18 protein-coding genes are annotated in these 17,926 nt (G+C 70.0%); 8 read left to right on the forward strand and 10 right to left on the reverse strand.

Going from position 1 to position 17,926, the window contains the following annotated elements; all coding sequences use genetic code 11:
- Positions 1–7: 7 nt before the first annotated feature.
- Genes ACFVAJ_RS05650 through ACFVAJ_RS05660 form a run of 3 tightly spaced genes read right to left on the reverse strand, consistent with a single transcriptional unit; the run spans position 8 to position 1,388 of the window.
- Entirely contained in the window at positions 8–475 is a 468-nt protein-coding gene (locus ACFVAJ_RS05650) for a DUF4265 domain-containing protein (protein ID WP_376941955.1), read from the reverse strand.
- Positions 475–1,074, reverse strand: a complete 600-nt coding sequence (locus tag ACFVAJ_RS05655; RefSeq protein ID WP_376942486.1) for a suppressor of fused domain protein — start codon at positions 1,072–1,074, stop codon at positions 475–477. The genes ACFVAJ_RS05650 and ACFVAJ_RS05655 overlap by 1 nt, the downstream gene beginning before the upstream one ends.
- Before the next feature lie 5 nt (positions 1,075–1,079).
- The gene (locus tag ACFVAJ_RS05660) at positions 1,080–1,388 is read right to left on the reverse strand and encodes a hypothetical protein (protein ID WP_376941957.1); all 309 of its coding nucleotides are present in this window, start codon (positions 1,386–1,388) and stop codon (positions 1,080–1,082) included.
- A gap of 172 nt (positions 1,389–1,560) precedes the next feature.
- Between ACFVAJ_RS05660 and aspS the strand changes: the two genes are divergently transcribed.
- Genes aspS through ACFVAJ_RS05680 form a run of 4 tightly spaced genes read left to right on the forward strand, consistent with a single transcriptional unit; the run spans position 1,561 to position 6,715 of the window.
- Positions 1,561–2,910 carry an aspartate--tRNA(Asn) ligase gene (gene aspS / locus ACFVAJ_RS05665; RefSeq protein ID WP_376941959.1) on the forward strand — a complete coding sequence of 450 codons (1,350 nt, stop codon included), beginning with the start codon at positions 1,561–1,563 and terminating at the stop codon, positions 2,908–2,910.
- A 2-nt stretch (positions 2,911–2,912) separates the two neighbouring features.
- A complete protein-coding gene (locus ACFVAJ_RS05670; RefSeq protein ID WP_376941961.1) occupies positions 2,913–4,022 on the forward strand; it encodes a hypothetical protein in 1,110 nt (369 codons plus the stop codon).
- Between the two features lie 56 nt (positions 4,023–4,078).
- Complete coding sequence (locus ACFVAJ_RS05675) at positions 4,079–5,785, forward strand: SulP family inorganic anion transporter (protein ID WP_376941963.1); 1,707 nt, start codon at positions 4,079–4,081, stop codon at positions 5,783–5,785.
- A 9-nt stretch (positions 5,786–5,794) separates the two neighbouring features.
- A complete protein-coding gene (locus tag ACFVAJ_RS05680) occupies positions 5,795–6,715 on the forward strand; it encodes a formylglycine-generating enzyme family protein (protein WP_376941965.1) in 921 nt (306 codons plus the stop codon).
- Between the two features lie 114 nt (positions 6,716–6,829).
- Here ACFVAJ_RS05680 and ACFVAJ_RS05685 read toward each other — a convergent pair whose 3' ends face one another.
- From ACFVAJ_RS05685 to ACFVAJ_RS05710, 6 genes are all read right to left on the reverse strand, one after another.
- On the reverse strand, positions 6,830–8,473 hold the full coding sequence (locus ACFVAJ_RS05685; RefSeq protein ID WP_376941967.1) for a SulP family inorganic anion transporter: 1,644 nt from the start codon (positions 8,471–8,473) through the stop codon (positions 6,830–6,832).
- 4 nt (positions 8,474–8,477) lie between these two features.
- Entirely contained in the window at positions 8,478–9,401 is a 924-nt protein-coding gene (locus ACFVAJ_RS05690; protein WP_376941969.1) for an HAD family hydrolase, read from the reverse strand.
- Between the two features lie 91 nt (positions 9,402–9,492).
- The gene (locus ACFVAJ_RS05695; protein WP_376941971.1) at positions 9,493–11,835 is read right to left on the reverse strand and encodes an arylsulfatase; all 2,343 of its coding nucleotides are present in this window, start codon (positions 11,833–11,835) and stop codon (positions 9,493–9,495) included.
- Positions 11,836–11,951: 116 nt separating this feature from the next.
- On the reverse strand, positions 11,952–13,484 hold the full coding sequence (locus ACFVAJ_RS05700; RefSeq protein WP_376941973.1) for an FAD-dependent oxidoreductase: 1,533 nt from the start codon (positions 13,482–13,484) through the stop codon (positions 11,952–11,954).
- Between the two features lie 66 nt (positions 13,485–13,550).
- Positions 13,551–13,820: a glutaredoxin family protein gene (locus ACFVAJ_RS05705; protein ID WP_376941975.1), complete on the reverse strand. Its 270-nt coding sequence runs from the start codon at positions 13,818–13,820 to the stop codon at positions 13,551–13,553.
- Positions 13,821–13,925: 105 nt separating this feature from the next.
- Positions 13,926–14,024, reverse strand: coding sequence for a 30S ribosomal protein bS22 (locus tag ACFVAJ_RS05710; protein WP_003792170.1), 99 nt, complete (start codon positions 14,022–14,024; stop codon positions 13,926–13,928).
- Between the two features lie 140 nt (positions 14,025–14,164).
- On the opposite strand from ACFVAJ_RS05710, the gene ACFVAJ_RS05715 reads away from it, so the two are divergent.
- Both ACFVAJ_RS05715 and ACFVAJ_RS05720 read left to right on the forward strand, forming a co-directional pair.
- Complete coding sequence (locus ACFVAJ_RS05715) at positions 14,165–14,674, forward strand: GNAT family N-acetyltransferase (RefSeq protein WP_376941977.1); 510 nt, start codon at positions 14,165–14,167, stop codon at positions 14,672–14,674.
- A 77-nt stretch (positions 14,675–14,751) separates the two neighbouring features.
- Positions 14,752–15,237 (forward strand): DUF1772 domain-containing protein, encoded by a 486-nt coding sequence (locus ACFVAJ_RS05720; RefSeq protein WP_376941979.1) that lies wholly within the window; start codon positions 14,752–14,754, stop codon positions 15,235–15,237.
- Positions 15,238–15,245: 8 nt separating this feature from the next.
- Here the strand turns inward: ACFVAJ_RS05720 and ACFVAJ_RS05725 are convergent, their stop codons facing one another.
- Positions 15,246–15,662 carry an ArsR/SmtB family transcription factor gene (locus ACFVAJ_RS05725; RefSeq protein ID WP_376941981.1) on the reverse strand — a complete coding sequence of 139 codons (417 nt, stop codon included), beginning with the start codon at positions 15,660–15,662 and terminating at the stop codon, positions 15,246–15,248.
- Between the two features lie 72 nt (positions 15,663–15,734).
- Here ACFVAJ_RS05725 and ACFVAJ_RS05730 point away from each other — a divergent pair, with 72 nt between their 5' ends.
- Complete coding sequence (locus tag ACFVAJ_RS05730) at positions 15,735–17,177, forward strand: TrkH family potassium uptake protein (RefSeq protein ID WP_157425335.1); 1,443 nt, start codon at positions 15,735–15,737, stop codon at positions 17,175–17,177.
- Positions 17,170–17,838: a potassium channel family protein gene (locus ACFVAJ_RS05735; protein ID WP_376941983.1), complete on the forward strand. Its 669-nt coding sequence runs from the start codon at positions 17,170–17,172 to the stop codon at positions 17,836–17,838. The genes ACFVAJ_RS05730 and ACFVAJ_RS05735 overlap by 8 nt, the downstream gene beginning before the upstream one ends.
- Positions 17,839–17,926 lie beyond the last annotated feature (88 nt).

The following is a 17,926-nucleotide window of genomic DNA, read 5'->3' on the forward strand; positions in this document are numbered from 1 at the left end:
CGCCGCATCATGCGATCCTCCCGGTCTCGTAGACCAACCACCCGTGCTGCGCTCGACCATGCAGGTAGTCGGCGACGATCTGCGCGTGTTCCGCATCGCGTGCGTCGACGGCGAACATGCTCTGCGACGACCACTCGACCAATGCGCCTCGCTCAGTGAGCCCGACCACGACCTCGTCAAGGTACCTCTGCCGCTCCTGCTCGAAATGGACGCGGAAGACAAAGCGGCCGGACGCTGCGCTCACGTGCCGCACGTTGTAGTCGGAATCCGTCTCGACGATATCTCCGAGCACAAGGTCATAGGCGAAGAAGGGGATGCAGCAGACCATGAAATGCGACTCGTCGACCTTGCGCGCCCACAGCTGCTCGCTCGTGATGAGTGTGTCGGACCGGTCGATCCCGATTCCGATGATGAAGTTCGCCCGGTCGCGCCAGATGGGATCGCGATGAACCGCCTCCCGATGGTGCCCGCCCATCAGCCACTCCAATCGTGATTGGGGCGAATGCAGGGGGGCCGGTTCACGTCGATGAGATCGGGGTTCTGCTCGACCAGTACGTCCTCGAATCGACTCCAGCCATGCTGGTCCACGAAGGCCCGCTCGTCAGGCGAGATCGGCACCAGCCACGCAATCACTACGTCGTCGGTCGGCCCATGAAATGTGGCGAACTCAACCGGGAGATACGCCGGTGTCGTCACATAGAGCGCGTTCAACGCCGAGCCGTCCCCGAGCCCTGACTCCGGACACACGACGTCGCCACGAAGCAGCGCCCCGTGGTCGCGCATCACCATCCCCGCGACATCGTGGAGCAATGCGACGACGGGACGCGGCTCGACGTTCGCCCGCACGAGCATGAGCAACTCCATGCGAATGACTCGTCCAGAGACTCGTGAAGCCAAGGAGTGCCGCGACAGCCCGAGTGTCGAGTACGCCGTCCAGCCGGCCGCGCCGTTCTCGGCGAATCGCACGACCTGCGGCCCCTTATCGTCGCGATCCGCCCAACCCTCCTGAATGATCCCGAGGCCGGCCTCGAGATGCTCAATCAGGCCATCGCCGAGACTCGTTCTTGCCTGCATCTGCGTCACAGGTTCTGCGTCCACGTCATGGGGTTGTCGCGAAGCGTGGAGTTGCGCTGGGCGAGGCCGACGAAGCCCACGGTTCCGATGAGGACCGGCGCCGGAACGGCGAGCACCAGGAACGAGCCCGGCGTGAGGTTGCCCGCAACGCCCTCCCAGGCGAGCCACAGGATGATCGGCACGTACATCGCGAGCGCCGCAACACCTGCGACGAGAGTGAACAGTCGAGCGCGCCGGGCACGCAGCGGTGCGTATTCGTCGACCCCGACGTCGCGCTTGCGCCGATGTCTGCGACGTTGACCGCTCGAACCCATCTCGTCCATTCGTGCTCGCCGGACTGGGCCGGGCATGTCACTGGAGCGTAGACCGACGAGTCGAACTCGCGGAAGGGCGGGTTTCGATACGCGTCGACTTTATCGGCGCCATCCAACTGGCGAGAAGAACCGACGATCGGGCCGGTAACCCCCGCAGGTAGGATGGACGATCGTGAACAACCGCACCCTCGTCAAGAACCTCGCCGCGCTCCCCGACGGCCCCGTCACCGTGTCCGGATGGGTCGAGACGGTTCGCGATCAGAAGAAGGTGCAGTTCGTCATCCTGCGCGATGAGACCGGCGCCGTGCAGCTCGTGAACCCCGCCACGCGCGAGCTCGACGAGAGCCAGCAGGGCGACGCCGAGGCATCCGCCCGCCTGGCGACGACCGAGGCGATCTCGGCGCTCGCGCACGGCTCGTTCATCACCGTCACCGGCGAGCTGAAGCACGACGAGCGGGTCAAGCTCGGCGGCATCGAGGTGAAGCTCGCGACGCTCGACGTCGTCACGGCCGCGAACCCCGAGACGCCCATCGCGGCCGACTCGAGCCTCGACAAGCGCATGGACTGGCGCTTCCTCGACCTGCGCCACCCGAAGCAGAACCTCATCTTCCGCATCCAGACGACGTTCCTGCACGCGCTGCGCGGCGTCTGGGTCGAGAAGGGTCTCATCGAGATCCAGACCCCGAAGCTCATGGCCTCGGCGTCCGAGTCGCGCGCCGAGCTGTTCGAGGTCGACTACTTCGAGGGCAAGGCGTACCTCGCGCAGAGCCCGCAGTTCTTCAAGCAGATGGCCCAGGCCGCCGGCTTCGGCGGCGTGTTCGAGGTCGGCCCCGCGTTCCGCGCCGACCCCTCGTTCACCTCGCGCCACGCGACCGAGTTCACCTCGGTCGACACCGAGATCAGCTGGATCGACTCGCACGAGGACGTCATGGCCCTCCACGAGGAGCTGCTCGTCGCCGGCTTCCAGGCCGTCGTCGACAAGCACGGCGCTGAGATCCACGAGCTGTTCGGCATCGAGCTCCAGGTTCCTTCGCGTCCGTTCCCGCGCATCCCGCTCGCCGAGGCGAAGCAGATCGTCGCCGACCACGGCTACGTTATCCCGCGCGCCGACGCCGACATGGACCCCGAGGGCGAGCGACAGATCTCGGCGTACGTCAAGGAGACCTACGGCCACGACTTCGTGTTCCTCACCGACTACGCGTCGAGCATCCGGCCGTTCTACCACATGCGGCACGAGGGCGACCCGAGCCTCACGAACTCGTACGACCTCATCTACAACGGCGTCGAGATCTCGACGGGCGCGCAGCGCGAGCACCGCATCGACGTGCTGGTCGAGCAGGCGCGCGACAAGGGCATGGACCCGGAGGAGCTCGAGTTCTACCTCGACTTCTTCCGCTACGGCGTGCCGCCGCACGGCGGCTTCGGCATGGGCCTCGCGCGCGTGCTGATGCTCATGCTGGACGAGCACTCGATCCGCGAGACGACGTACCTGTTCCGCGGCCCGACGCGCCTGCTTCCCTAGGGGTGACGCAGAGCCGGCTCCTGCCCGAGGAGGCGTCCACGCAGGCGCTTCCGCGTCTGCGCCCGCTGCGCGTCGCGACGGTGGCGATGCACACCGCCGTCGGCGCGCAGCTCGTGATGCCGCTGCTGCTCATCGCCTACCTCGTCGGCTCGCTGCTCCTGACCGGCGGTCGGGTGCGGCCCGAAGCATCCGAGCTCTGGGATGCGCTGCTGCCCTCACCGCTCTTCACGGTGCCCGACTGGCTGCCCCTCGGACTCGCCATCGTGTCGACTGCGGCCACCGTGGTGCTCATCGCGACACGGCGGGTCTGGTCGGATGCCTCGGCCATGGGCGTCGTGAACACGGGCGCGGCGAGCGCGGGGTCGAGCTGGGCCTTCATGGTGCTGTCGGGCGGCGGGTTTTGGCTGCCGATCGCGCTCTTCGGCGGCAGCGCCGTGCTCGCCGTGACGAGCGAACTGCTCGGCTCACGCCGCTGGTCGCGGCTGCGAGCGGCGGGGCTCCTGCCCAACATGACCGGCGTGAACGGCGTGACGCTCGGTCGGGACGAGAACGGCGTCGGCCCGGCGACGTATCGCATCGAGATGCCACTCCTGTGGCACGACACCCGCTTCGAGGACGAGCGCACCACCCCGAGCCCCGTGGGGCCGTTCCAGCGGCTGCTCCGGCGGATCGGCGTCGGTGCGGCCCCGGCGCCGGCATCCACGCGTGATGCCGTGGAGGGCGCCACCGCGACCGTCTCCGAGGTCGACCTGATCGTGTTCCTGCCGCCGTCGACGACGCCCGAGGCCGCGCCGATCACGATCGCCCTCTCCCGCATCACCGGCCGCACCGGTGCACCGTTCGACGAGATGGTCACGGCACTGGCGGGCACGCCCGCGCAGGAGCTGCGCGCCCGTCGCGCGCGCGTGTTCCGCTGGCGGCGCGACCTCGAACCCGGGGCCGCCCGCTCGCCCCGTGAGATCGGGTACGCCTTCCCGGCGCCCGAGGGTCGGGTCGGGGAGGGGCTCCTGTTCCGCGTGCAGCTCAGTCCCGAGCACTACACGCCGGACGTGTCGACCGAGTTGCTCGAGGAGCTCGCGGACTCGATCATGGACACCTTCGCCTGGCGCTGACGCTTCCTCCGCCCCGACGGCGGTAGCGTGAAGCTGCGCGAAGGGGGATGCCGCAGATGCCTCGACGACTCACCGCCACGCTCCGCGAGTGGTTCCCGCGCCCGTTCGCGGGCCTGACGAAGCGCAACCTGCTGCGCGAGGCCGGCGCCGGCGTGACGCTGCTCGCGATCGCCGTGCCGCTGAACATCGGCTACGCCCAGATCGTGGGGCTGCCGCCGACGGTCGGCCTGTACGCCCTCGTGCTGCCGCTCATCGTGTGGGCGCTCACGGTCTCGTCGCGCCAGTTGGTCGCCTCGCCGGATGCCGCGGCCGCAGCCCTCGTGGCGACATCCATCGGCGGGCTCGCGGTCGCGGGCTCCGCCGACTACCTCTCGCTCGTGCTCGCCCAGACGGTGCTCTGCGGCGCGCTGTTCCTCCTCGCCGCGGTGTTCCGGCTGGGGTTCCTCGCCGACTTCCTCTCGAAGCCGATCCTCGTCGGGCTCCTCGCGGGGCTCGCGCTCGACATCCTCGTCGGACAGGTCGCGAAGATACTCGGCATCTCGGTGCCGCCGGGCGGCGAGTTCTTCGAGAAGGTCCTCGCCCTGGTCGCGGGTCTCGGCAGCACGAACGTCTGGTCGGCGATGATCGCGGCCGGATGCCTCGTGGTGCTGCTGCTCGGCCGCCGCCTCGCGCCCGCGGTGCCGTGGGCGCTCGTCGTGCTCGTGCTCGCGACGCTCGCCACGACGTTCGGCGGGCTCGAGGCTCGAGGCGTGGCGACGCTCGGGCCGGTCGAGGGCGGCCTGCCCGAGCTGCGCTGGCCGGTCGTGGCCTGGACCGATTGGGCGGCCGTGCTGCCGTCGGCGGTCGCGCTCTTCCTCGTCGGCGCCGGCGAGGGCCTGCTCGTCTCGCGGGCGTACGCCGACAAGCGCGGGTACCGGGTGAACGCGAATCGCGACCTGTTCGCGTTCGGCCTCGCGAACGTGGCATCCGGCACCACCGGCAGCTTCGCGATGGGCTCGTCGACCGCGCGCACCGCCGCACTCGACCAGGCGGGCTCGCGCACGCAGTTCCCGGCGATCATCGCCGCCGTGGGCGCGACCCTGCTGCTGGTCTTCGGAACCGGGCTGCTCGAGCACGTGCCGGGCCCCGCGATCGGCGCAGTGCTCGCGGTCGCCGTGCTGCCGCTCCTCGGCATCCCCGACTTCATCGACCTCTGGCGACGCGATCGCGCCGAGTTCGCGATCGCCGGGGTCTGCTTCGGCGTCACCGTCGTGTTCGGATCGATCGTCGGCATCGGCGTCGCCTTCGTGCTGGCGCTCGTGAACCTCGCCCGGCGGGCGGCGAACCCCGACATCGACGTGCTCTCGCTCGACGAGTACGGCGCGTCCTCGGCCGAGGGGCTGCCGCTCGGCCGCACCACCGCACCGGGCGTCGTCGTGGTGCGCCTGGCTGCACCGCTCTTCTTCGCGAACGGCACCGTCTTCCAGGACGCCGTGCAGCGCACCATCGAGGCTGCGGAGCCCACGGTGCACCACGTCGTCTTCGACATGGAGGCCGTGAGCGATGTCGACATCACTGGGGCGGACGCGTTCGAGCGGCTGCGCTCTTGGCTGGTCGAGCGCGACATCGACGTGAGCTACAGCCGCATGCGGCACGAGACCTTCGAGCGCATGCAGCACCTCGGCCTGCTCCACGACGAGCCGATCCACCACAGCAACCGCGAGGCGCTCGCCGCACTCGGAGCGCGCCGCAGCCCACCGGATGGGAGCACCCCGAGCCCGTAGGCTCGAGACATGGTCGACGTCACTCCGCTCATCCGCATCGAGGGCGGCACGTTCCGCATGGGCTCCGAGGAGTTCTACACCGACGAGACTCCCGTGCATGAGCGCACGGTCGCGTCGTTCGAGCTCGAGCAGCACCCGGTGACGACCGAGCAGTTCGCCGCCTTCGTCGAGGCGACCGGCTACGTGACGGTCGCCGAGCGGCCCCTCGATCCGGCCGACTTCCCCGGAGCCGACCCCGCCGAGCTCGTGCCCGGCGGCCTCGTCTTCACGCCGACGACGGGCCCGGTCGACCTCCGCGACTGGCGCCAGTGGTGGCGCTGGGGCGCGGGCGCGAGCTGGCGGCATCCCTTCGGAGCCGGCGGCCCCGACGCCCTCGCGGAGCGCCCGAACCACCCCGTCGTGCAGGTGAGCTTCGAGGATGCCTCCGCCTACGCCGAATGGGCCGGCCGTCGGCTGCCCACCGAGGCCGAGCTCGAGTACGCCGCCCGCGGCGGGCTCGAAGGCGCCCGCTTCGCGTGGGGCGACGACGAGACGCCCGACGGGCAGGTCATGGTGAACCGGTGGCTCGGGCACTTCCCGTACGAGACCTCGGTGGGCTTCGCGGGCACCTCCCCCGTCATGAGCTTCCCCGCGAACGGCTACGGCCTCTTCGACGTGACCGGCAACGTCTGGGAGTGGACGACCGACTTCTACTCGCCCCGGCACCAGGTGCCCGGGCAGGAACCCGTCGAGGCGGGCGACCGCGAGAACCTCTTCGCCGCGGCATCCGCCGAGCCCGGCTCGCGCATCCCCCGCCGCGTGCTCAAGGGCGGATCGCACCTCTGCTCACCCGAGTACTGCCTGCGCTACCGCCCGTCGGCCCGGTCGCCGCAGGCCGACGACACGGCGACGACGCACATCGGGTTCCGCTGCGCGCGCACCGTCGGCTGAGGGCGGCCCGGCTCGAGCGGCGCGCGGCACACCGAGCGCATTTCAGGACGAGAGGAGCGATACCCCGCCATGCGGGAGTATCCCCCCGCTCATCCTGAATTGTGCGACGCGAGCTCACTCGACCTTCGCGGCCGCGGCCTCGAGCGTCGGATAGACCCGGCCCGCCTCCTCGAGCCCCCGGAACCAGCGCCCGCGGCGCGACATCTCCGCGCCCGCCTCGGGCACCGCCGCGAGGCGCAGCTCGACGCCCTGGTCGGCGAGTTCCCGGTCGAGTTCGGCGAGCGCATCGAGGATGGTCACCGAGACCACGTCGAGACGGCTGAGCTCGAGCGCCACCGCGGTCGTGCCCGGGTGCGCCCGCACTGCGCCCAGCACGGCGTTCTCGTACGCGAGCACGTTGGCGGTGTACATCGGCCCGAGCAGGCGCAGCGGCAGCACCGCCCCGCCTGCCTGGTCGTCGTGAGGCTCGCCGACGTCGAGGCGCACCCGGTTGAGCTCGCGCAGGATCACGACCATGGTGGCGATGATGCCGACGGCGACGGCGAGCAGCAGTCCCGCCGTGAGGCCGACGACGGCGGTGGCCACCGCGATCCAGAAGTCGTTGTGGCTGATCCGCCAGAATCGCGCGAGCGCGCCGAAGTCGATGAGCCCGATGACCGCGACGAACACGAGCGAAGCGAGCGTCGCCTGCGGCAGCAGGCTCAGCACCGGCCCGAGGAACAGCGCGACGAGCACGGCGAGCACGACCGTGACGAGCGTCGACAGCTGCGTGCGCGCGCCGGCGCCCTGGTTGACCGCGCTCTGCGAGAAGCCGCCCGCCGCGGGCAGCACCTGGAAGAACGAGCCGATCGTGTTCGCGGCACCGGTCGCGAAGAGCTCCTGGTTGCTGTCGACCTGCGGGTCGCCGGGCTTGCGGATGCCTCGCGCGACCGCCGCCGACTCGAGGAACGCCATGATCGCGATCGCGCACGCGCCCGGCAGCATCGGCCCGACGTTCGCGAACGTCGGCAGCTCGAACGGCGGGAATCCCTGCGGCACGGGCGCGATGAGCTCGACGCCCTGGTCTTCGATGCCCGTGAACGCGACGAGCAGGATGCCGACGGCCACGACGACGAGCGGCGCCGGCACCTTCTTCAGGAACGCCTTCATGAGGAACATCGCCGTGATCGACCCGACCGACAGCAGCACGGTCGTGGCGTGCGCCGACGGCAGCGCCTCGAGGGCGGCGGCGAGCGAGTTGAAGAACCCCTCGCCCGAGGCGTTCGAGGTCTCGCCGAGCAGCTTCGGCAGCTGCCCGACCGCGACCGTCGCCCCGACGCCGATCTGGATGCCCACGATCGTCGCCTGCGAGATGTTCTCCACGAGCGACCCGAGCTTCGCCGCACGCGCGATCAGCAGGATCAGCCCGACCATGAGCGTCAGCGCGATGAGGTCGGGCACCGGGTCGTCCGACCCCGCGGCGACGCCCGCCGAGACGAGCGTCGTCGCCGTGAGCGTCGCGATCGTCGACGTCGTCGAGACGCTCATCGCCCGCGATCCGCCGAGCATCGCGTAGACGAGCATCGGCACCATGCAGGTGTAGAGGCCCAGCTGCACCGGCAGGTTCGCGATCGTCGCGTACGCCATCGCCTGCGGGATCACCACGGCGCCGGCCGAGAGCCCCGCGATGAGGTCGGGCCCGAGCCATCCGCGCTGGTAGCCCGCGAGCGTCGGGAAGAGTCGCAACCGGCGGGCGGCCGGTGTCGTGGTCGAGGTCACCGGGTCAGGCCCCCGGGAAGACGCGGGTCCAGTCGCGCTTCACGCTCACGACCGTGTAGCCGTTGGCGGATGCCTCGGCCAGCACCTTCTCTGCGCCCTTGTCATACGGGGTGTCGCCGCGCTCGCTGTCATCGTCGTGGTGGACGACGAGCGCGAAGCCGCTGCCCTTGCGCGTGAAGTCGAGCATGGCCTGGTCGCCGTTGGAGTTGCCGCCGGCGAAGAGCGGTCGACGGCCGATGCGGCTCCAGATGCGCACGGGCTTCTCGGGGCCGTCGTCGAAGAAGTCGAGGCCGCCGGCGTAGCGCACCTCGTGCGTCTCGGGGTCGTACGACAGCCCGAACGCCGAGCCGACGACCCGCTCGGGCGGGATGCCGTAGTTCTGCAGGGTCATCGGCCGCATGAAGTCTCGCTCGCCGCCCGAGACGATGTACACGGTGAAGCCGTGCCCTTCGAGGTACCGCAGCAGCTCGACCATCGGCGTGTAGATCGTCTGCGAGTAGGGCGTGCCGAGCGTCGGGTGCGTCGCCGTCGCGAAGAACTCCTCGACCGAGGCGGCGTACTGCTCGATACTCGTGCCGGCCGTGGTGCCGACGATGGCGCCGATGAGGGTCTGCAGGTCGGAGTCGTCGCCCTGGTAGTGCTTCTCGACGGCACCGCCGAGCCACGCGAGGTCGCCGCTCGCGATCGCCCGGTACGGCTGGTTCGCGGCGAGCGAGGGGTCGGCCTCGACCTGCCGCTTCCACTGCTCGACGAGGTAGTGCAGCTGGGTCGGCATCGGCTTCTCGCTCCAGAGCGTGCCGTCGTTGTCGAACACGGCGACGCGCTCGGCCTCGGGCACCGCATCGGGGCCGCTGGTCACGCGCTCGACGAAGGCCACGATCGAGCGACGGGTTTCAGTGTCGGCCCAGGAGGGCAGTTCGTTCGGCATGAGGCGTTCCTCTCGGGCGGTCACGTCAAGACGGACAGCGGCGGGGATGCCGGAAACCGCACCCCCGCCGCCATTCTGGCAGTGCGTTCGCTCAGTCGCGGGCGTACGCCGCCGCGAGGTGCGCCTCGAGGTCGAGGTACGCGTCGTCGGCGATGTCGAAGACGACCCGCGCGATCTCGCCGCCCGTGAAGTCGAAGCCGTAGCCGTACAGCGACGACACCGGGTCGGCGCTGTCGCGGCCGATCGTGAGCCCCTCGCCGCAGAGCGAGAAGTGGCCGAGCACGGTGCGGATCTGCTTCTCGCCGACCTGCTGGTCGTCGATGTAGAGCTTCACCGGGCCGACGCCCTCGCGGTACTCCCCCATGCCCTCCTTCACGAACTCGACGCCGATGATGTGCCTGCCCGAGGTGGGCACCGGCGCCGAGACGCGGTCCTCGGGCGGGATGCCGAGGAAGTTGTACACGTAGTGCACCTGGCCGTCCTTCACGACGAGCGCGTGCCCGCCGAAGCGGGAGCCGTGCGCGAAGATCACGCCCTCGGTGTCGGGCGTGAACTCGACCTCTGCGGCGATCTTGTACGAGACGCCGTGCACGTTCGCCGCGCTGCGCTCGGGGATCTCGCTCGTGCCCGGGTAGTACACGAACTGCCCGCTCGGCGGCGCCGGCTGGTGGAACTCCATCTGCACGAAGGTCTCGAAGTCCTTCGGATTGCCGATGATCTGCAGGTCGTTCAGCGGCAGGACGTGGTTCTGCTCCGCCTCCGCCATCCACAGCGCCTTCAGCTCCTCGAGCTTCTCGGGGTGCTTCGCGGCGAGGTTGTTCGACTCCGAGCGGTCGACGTCGGTGTGGTACAGCTCCCACACGTCGCTCGGGAAGTCGCCCTTGCCGCTCACCGGCCCGTGCACGGTGACGGCCTTCCAGCCCTCGTGCCAGATGCCTCGCTGACCGAACATCTCGTAGTACTGCGTCTGCTTGTTCGACGGCGCATCGGGGGCGGCCTCGAACGACGGCACCATCGAGACGCCCGAGAGCGGGGTCTGCTCGACGCCGTTGTAGGTGTCGGGGAACGCGACGCCGCAGGCCTCGAGGATCGTCGGAACCACATCGGTCGAGTGGTGGTACTGGTGGCGCACCTCGCCTCGCGCGGCGATGCCCTTCGGCCACGAGATGACCATGGGGTCGGAGACCCCGCCCTGGTAGGTGTAGCGCTTGAACATCTTGTACGGCGTCGAGAACGCGGCCGCCCACCCCGTCGGGTAGTGGTTGTAGGTGTCGGGCGAGCCGAGCTTGTCGACGAGCTTGAGGTTCTCCTCGAGCGAGTCGGGGTAGCCGCCGAAGATCTTGCCCTCGTTGACCGAGCCGTTCGGCGAGCCCTCGCCCGACGCACCGTTGTCGGCGCAGTAGATGACGAGCGTGTTCTCGAGCTGGCCCGATTCCTCGAGGTAGTCGACGATGCGCCCGACCTGCGCGTCGGTGTACTCGCTGAAGCCGGCGTACACCTCGGCCATGCGGCTGAACATCGCCTTCTGCTCGTCGCTCAGCGACGCCCACGGCAGCACCTCGTCGGTCTGCGAGAACGTGCCGTCGGGCATCGGGTTGAGCTCGGTGAGCACGGTGTCGGCCGGCAGGATGCCGCGCTCGATCATGCGTGGCAGCACCCACTCGCGGTACGCCTCGTAGCCGTCGTCGAACTTGCCCTTGTACTTGTCGATGTACTCCTGCGGCGCGTGGTGCGGGGCGTGGTTCGCGCCGGGGCAGAACCAGAGGTACCAGGGCTTGTCGGGCTCGGTCTGCTTGACGTCGCGGATCATCTTGAGCGCCTGGTCGGCGAGGTCCTTCGACAGGTGGTAGCCGTCTTCGGGCTGGTACGGCTGGTCGATGTAGCGGTTGTCCTCGGCGAGCGAGGGGTACCAGTTGTTGGTCTCGCCGCCGATGAAACCGTAGAAGCGGTCGTAGCCCTGGGCGAGCGGCCAGTTCTTCTTCGACGATCCGGCGGTCCACTCGTCGATCGGCACGTTGTGGTTCTTGCCGACCCAGAACGTCGACCAGCCGGCGTCGCGCAGCAGGTGCGCCATCGGCACGTTCGACGGCGGGATGTGCGAGTTGTAGCCCGGGAACCCGGTCGACGACTCGGAGATCGTCGCGAAGCCGTTGAGGTGGTGGTTGCGTCCCGTCAGGAAGGTCGACCGGGTCGGCGAGCACAGCGCCGTCGTGTGCCACTGCGAGTAGGTGAGGCCGTTCTTCGCGAGCCGCTCCATGGTCGGCATCTCGATGCGGCCGCCGTACGGCGACCAGGCGGCCATGCCGGTGTCGTCGTAGAGCACGACGAGCACGTTCGGCGCCCCCTCCGGCGCCTTCTCGGGGAGGAACGCGTCCCAGTCCCCCTGCGAGTCACGAACGTCGAGTTCGATCTTGCCCCTGAATTCACGCGCCACGCGTTCTCCCCTTCGAACGTGGGGGTCGCCGACCGGCGTCCCCCGCTGGTCACCCTAGCCACCGGGTCGCGGCGGGCGCTACCGACTCACAGCGAACTCCACATGATGAGCAGCGCTCATCGGCCCGCGGCCGAACTCCGCGAATCCGGGCGCAGGTCGCGCGTCGCGGGGCCCTCGATCAGACGACCGGATGCCTCGAATCGCGAGCCGTGCAGCGGGCAGTCCCAGCTCGACTCGACGTCGTTCCACCGCACGACTCCCCCGGCATGCGGGCAGACCGCGCACACCGCGCTCGTGCGGCCGCCGACCGTCGAGACGCCGTACGGCACGCCGCCGCGGTTGACGACGACGCCCTCGCCCTCGCGCGGCCGTGCCGCCGGCGCGGGGTTCCCGAGCGCGCGACCCCACCCTGTGAACAGCTCGCGGCCCACCGCCGCGTTCTCGACGACGCCGCGGGCGAGATCCGACGGGGCGGTCGTCCGCGTCGCGAGCACCTTGACCCACGGCCGGTGCTCGCGCCACGGCTCGCCGAGGATCTCGGCGCTGATGCGCAGGGCCGCGGCCGCCCCGTTCGTGAGACCCCATTTGGCGTACCCCGTGGCGATCCAGATCCGACGCAGGCCACGTGGCATCCGGCCGGCGAAGGGCACGAGGTTGAGCGACTCGTAGTCCTGCGCCGACCAGGCGGCGACGAGCGAGGCGCCGTCGAAGTACTCGTTCGTCCAGTCGACGATGCGCCGCGCCTCGATCCGCGTCGAGTCGACCCGCCCGACGGGGTGGCCCCCGCCGCCGACGAGCACGAGCGGAGGTCCGCCCGTCGCCACGTCGGGCGTCGTCCGGATCGATCGGGTCGGTCCGTCGACCGAGAGGAAGAGGCCCGGCACCGGCGGCTCGCCGACCCGGAACGCCGCGAGGTACGAGCGCGAGTGCCGGGTCTTCGCGAAGTAGAGCCCGCGGCGCAGCATCGGCGCCGCCGTCGCGACGACGACGGCGTCGCCCGTGAGCGTGCCATGGTCGGTCGCGACGGTCGCCGGATCGGAGGCGCGTACGTCCTGTGCACGCACCCCGGTGAGGAGCACGCCCCCGAGCCTGGTGAACTCGGCGGCGAGCGCACCGGTGAGGGCGACCGGGTCGAGCGCGAGCTGGTCGGCGAGCGACACGGCACCTGCGAGGGGGAACGGGACCGGCAGGCGGTCGACCCGTTCGACCGCCAGTCCGGCCTCGCGGGCGGCGGCGAACTCGGCGTCGACGACTCGCAGGCCCGACGCCCGCTGCGCGTAGCTCAGCGCCGGCTCGAGCGCGAACGGTACCGAGTGCTCGATGGCGAAGTCGCCGATCCATCGCTGTCCGTCGAGGTTCGCCTCGACGTAGGCGCGGGCGACCTTCGCCGAGTGCGCCCGCCGGATGGTGCTGATCCTCGCTCCGTGCAGCACCGTGACCTTGCCCGTGTTGCCCCCTGAGGCGAGCGCGGCCACCCCGCGCGCCTCGACCAGCGCGACCGAGCATCCCCCGCGCGCGAGGATCACCCCGGTGACGAGTCCGGTGATGCCGGCGCCGATGATCACGGCGTCGAACGTCCGGGTCGGCCACCGGTCCACCCCATCGTCTCCGGGATGCTCCGGCACGCGCGCGCTCCAGAAGGAGGTCATGCCCCGAGTCAAGGCCGACGCGGCCGCCTCGGCAAGCGGGTTGACAGCCGCGGAGCGGCCCTCAGTTCATCCCTTCGCGCAGAGCGCGGTCTTCAGGCGCACGGGGTCGACGCGCCAGTAGCTGTGCATCTCGCCGTCGATGAGCAGCACCGGGATCTCCTCGGCATAGCTCGCGCGCAGTGCCTCGTCGTCGAGGATCGATCGCTCGTCGAGCGAGATCCGGCGCGAGGCATCCGGCTCGAACTCGGCGACGACCGCCTGCACGACCTCTCTCGCGTCGTCGCAGAGGTGGCAGCCGGGCTTGCCTATGAGGGTGAGCTGGATGTCTCGGGCCATGGCTCGATGCTACGTCGCCGGGCCGTCCGTCGCCTGAGTCCTCCGAAGACAGCGAAAAGCGCCGAACCCCGGCGGGGCTCGACGCTCAGCTGCAGTCGCGAGCGACTACTTCTTGTTGCGACGCTGGTGGCGCGTCTTGCGAAGAAGCTTGCGGTGCTTCTTCTTCGCCATGCGCTTGCGACGCTTCTTGATGACGGAACCCATCAGAACCTCACAGAAAAGATCGTGCCGGCCGCGCGTGCCGCAGCCGAAAGGCAGAATGCCTCGGAGTAGTCTAGCGGATTCACGAGCCGCCCCCTGACACGCGCCCGATGAGCACCGGCACGATGCGTTAGCGTCGAGGGATGCAGGCCTCCGACGTCGTCATCCGCACCACGACCACCGACGACTGGCAGGCGGTCCGCGCGCTCCGCATCGAGATGCTGCGCGACTTCCCCCTCGCCTACGGCGAGACCCTCGAACATGCGCTCGAGGTCGACGAGCAGGGCTGGCGCCTGCGCGCCGCGCGCGGCGAGACCGACGGGCAGACCTCGGTCGTCGCGATCGAGGGCACGCGTTGGGTCGGCCACATGGGCGGGTACATCCCGGATGCCACGTCGGGCCCCGTGCTCGTCGGCGTCTACGTCGCCCCCGATCACCGCGGCGAGGCCGCCGACGTGTCGCGCCGCCTGCTCACCGCCGTCGAGGACTGGGCGCGGGGCCACGGCAGCACGCTGCGGCTCGAGGTGCACGAGGAGAACCCGCGGGCGATCCGCTTCTACGAGAAGCTCGGCTTCACCCTCACCGGCCGCAACCGCGAGTACGAGCTCGCCCCCGGCGGCCTCGAGCTCGAGATGATCAAGCCGCTGCGCTGAACCGCGCGCCGGCCCGACTCGGCCCCCGATCGAGACAGTTCTTCCGCGCGGCGCGGGAGGTCGGGCAGACTGGCACGATGAGCGCCGTCGCGACCGTCCTGCTCGTCATCGCCATCGTCGGCACCGGGCTCGTCTCGGGCGTCTTCTTCGCCTTCTCGGGCTTCGTCGTGCAGGGGCTCGACCGCCTGCCGCCGGCCGACGCCGCGCGGGCGATGCGCGGGATCAACGTGACCGCGGTGCGGGCACCGCTCATGCTCGCGATCTTCGGCACGTCGCTCCTGCTGATCGCCGTCGCGACCATGACGTTCTTCGGCGCGTACCCGGGGGGCGAATGGTGGATCGTCGGCTCGGCCGTGCTCTACCTCGTCGGCGTGGTCGGCGTCACCGGCGGCGCGAACGTCCCGCGCAACAACCGCCTGGCGGCCGCCCCCGAGGCCGATGCAGGCGCGCTCGGCGCTGCCTGGCGCGAGTTCCGCCCGGGCTGGTTCGCGTGGAACCACGTCCGTTGGCTCACCTCGGCCGCCTCGTGCGCGGCCCTCGTCGTCGCGCTCCTGGCGGGCTGAGCCCCCGGCTACTTGCGCTTGACGACCTGGGTGACGTCGGCGAACACCTTGCCGATCGCCGAGGCGAACGCGCGCTGGTCGTCGTTGAGCGAGGCCTCGTGCGCCTCGACACCGGCGAGCGTCACGGCGTCGGCCGCGGCATCCGACGACATGAACGGGATCAACCAGTCTTCGAGCGTCTCGAGCGGGCCGCGGTCGAGGCGGTAGTACCGGTGCTGCCCCTCCTCGCGCACGCTGACGAGGCCCGACTCGCGCAGCACCTTCAGGTGCTTCGAGACCGTGGGCTGACTGGTGCCGAGCGCCGCGACGATCTCGGAGACGCTGATCTCGCCACCCGACTGCGGCACCGCCGACTCGCGTTCGAGCAGTACGGCGAGGATGTCGCGTCTGGTCGCGTCCGCCACCACATCGAAGATGTCAGCCATGCCCCAAGGGTAGCCACTCGCGGCGGGGAGTACCATGACTCACGCGTTCGGTGACGGCACAGAGGGGGGTCGATGCGCGCACAGCGGGTGGCCCGCCTCGGTCGAGTCGATCGGCGGTCCTGGCTCGGGCGGCTCCGCGATGCCATCGACGCGCTCGTCAAGAGCTCGCCGTCGCGGTTCGCGATCCTCGTGTTCGCGGCGCTCATCCTGCTCTTCACGCTGCTCTTCTCGCTGCCGATCGCCACCGCCGACGGCAGCATCACCCCGCTCCACGACGCGTTGTTCACCGCCGTCTCGGTCATCTGCGTCACCGGTCTCGCGACCGTCGACATGGCGACGTACTGGTCGCCCTTCGGCCACGGGCTCGTGTACCTCGGCGTCAACATCGGCGGTGTCGGCGTGCTCACGCTCGCGACGACCCTGGGCTTCGTGATCTCGCGCCGGCTGGGACTGCGCGCGAAGCTCATGGCCGCGAGCGACACGAACCCCTCGCGCATCCATGTGGGCCCGGTCGCCGAGCGCCAGGCGGTGCGCCTCGGCGAGGTCGGCGGACTGCTGTTCACCGTCGCGATCAGCGCGTTGGTCATCGAGGCGGCGATCGCGGTCGGCCTGATGCCGAGCATGCTCGCAGCCGGCTACGACGTCGGGCACTCGATCTGGTACAGCCTCTACTACTCGGCGATGGCGTTCACGAACACCGGCTTCTCACCGAACCCCGGCGGGCTCCTCCCCTTCGAGCACGACTACTGGATGCAGTCGCTGCTCATGATCGGCGTGTTCCTCGGCAGCCTCGGCTTCCCGGTGATCTTCGCCCTCGCGCGCGCGTGGAAGCAGCCGCGCAAGTGGAGCGTGCACGTCAAGCTGACGCTCACGACGACGGTGATCCTCTTCGTCGCGGGCGCCGCCATGTTCCTCCTCCTCGAGCACGCGAACCCGAAGACGTACGGGCACCTCGACGCCGGGCCGACGATCTTCCAGTCCTTCTTCATGTCGGCCATGACCCGCTCCGGCGGCTTCGCGACGATCGACATGCACGACCTCTACGGCTCGAGCCAGCTCGTCAGCAGCATGCTCATGTTCATCGGCGGCGGCTCCGCGTCGACCGCGGGCGGCATCAAGGTGACGACGCTCGCCGTGCTGTTCCTCGCCGCCTTCGCCGAGGCGCGCGGCAATCCCTCGATGGAGGCCTTCGGCCGGCGCATCCCCCGCGACATGCTGCGCCTGTCGGTGAGCGTCGTGCTCTGGGGCGCGACGATCGTCGCCGGCGCCTCCATCGCCATCCTGCAGATCACGAAGGCACCGTTCGAGAACGTGCTGTTCGACGTGATCTCCGCCTTCGCCACGTGCGGGCTCTCGACCGGGCTCACGGCCGAGCTGCCGCCCGAGGGCGTCTACGTCATGGCGGCGACGATGTTCATGGGCCGCGTCGGCACCGTGACACTCGCCGCCGCGCTGGCCGCGAGCCAGCGCCGCCAGCTGTTCAAACGACCGGAAGAGAGGCCCATCGTTGGTTGACAAGATCAGGCACGACGCCCCGGTGCTCGTGATCGGCCTCGGCCGGTTCGGCGCCGCCACCGCGGGTCAGCTCGACCGTCTCGGCCGCGAGGTGCTCGCGGTCGACACCGACGAGGCCCTCGTGCAGAAGTGGTCGGAGCGGGTCACCCACGCCGTCGTCGCCGATGCCAAGAACATGGACGCGCTCAAGCAGATCGGCGCCCAGGACTTCTCGATCGCGGTCTGCGCCGTGGGATCGTCGATCGAGGCATCCGTGCTCATCACCGCGAACCTCGTCGACCTCAAGATCCCGCAGATCTGGGCGAAGGCGATCTCGGCCTCGCACGGCAAGATCCTGCAGCGCATCGGCGCGAACCACGTCATCTACCCCGAGCGCGAGGCGGGCGAGCGCACGGCGCACCTCGTGTCGGGCCGCATGCTCGACTTCATCGAGTTCGACGACGACTTCGCCCTGGTGAAGATGTACCCGCCGAAGCCGATCCGCGGCAAGAACCTCACCGAGTCGGGCGTGCGCTCGAAGCACCGCGTGACGGTCGTCGGTGTGAAGAGCCCCGGCAAGCCCTTCACCTACGCGACCGAGAACACGGTCGTCTCGAACCACGACCTCATCATCGTGTCGGGCACCGAGGGCGACATCGAGAAGTTCGCCGCGCTCGAGTAGCCCTCCCCTCCTGCGCGTTCCTCAGGACCGCGGTGATGTTTCTCTGGAAGCATCCGGCGCATTCGAGACTCAGCGCGGCGTGTCGTCC

Origin of the sequence: Agromyces sp. NPDC057679, from assembly GCF_042799635.1 — a bacterium.
Classification (GTDB): Bacteria; Actinomycetota; Actinomycetes; order Actinomycetales; family Microbacteriaceae; genus Agromyces.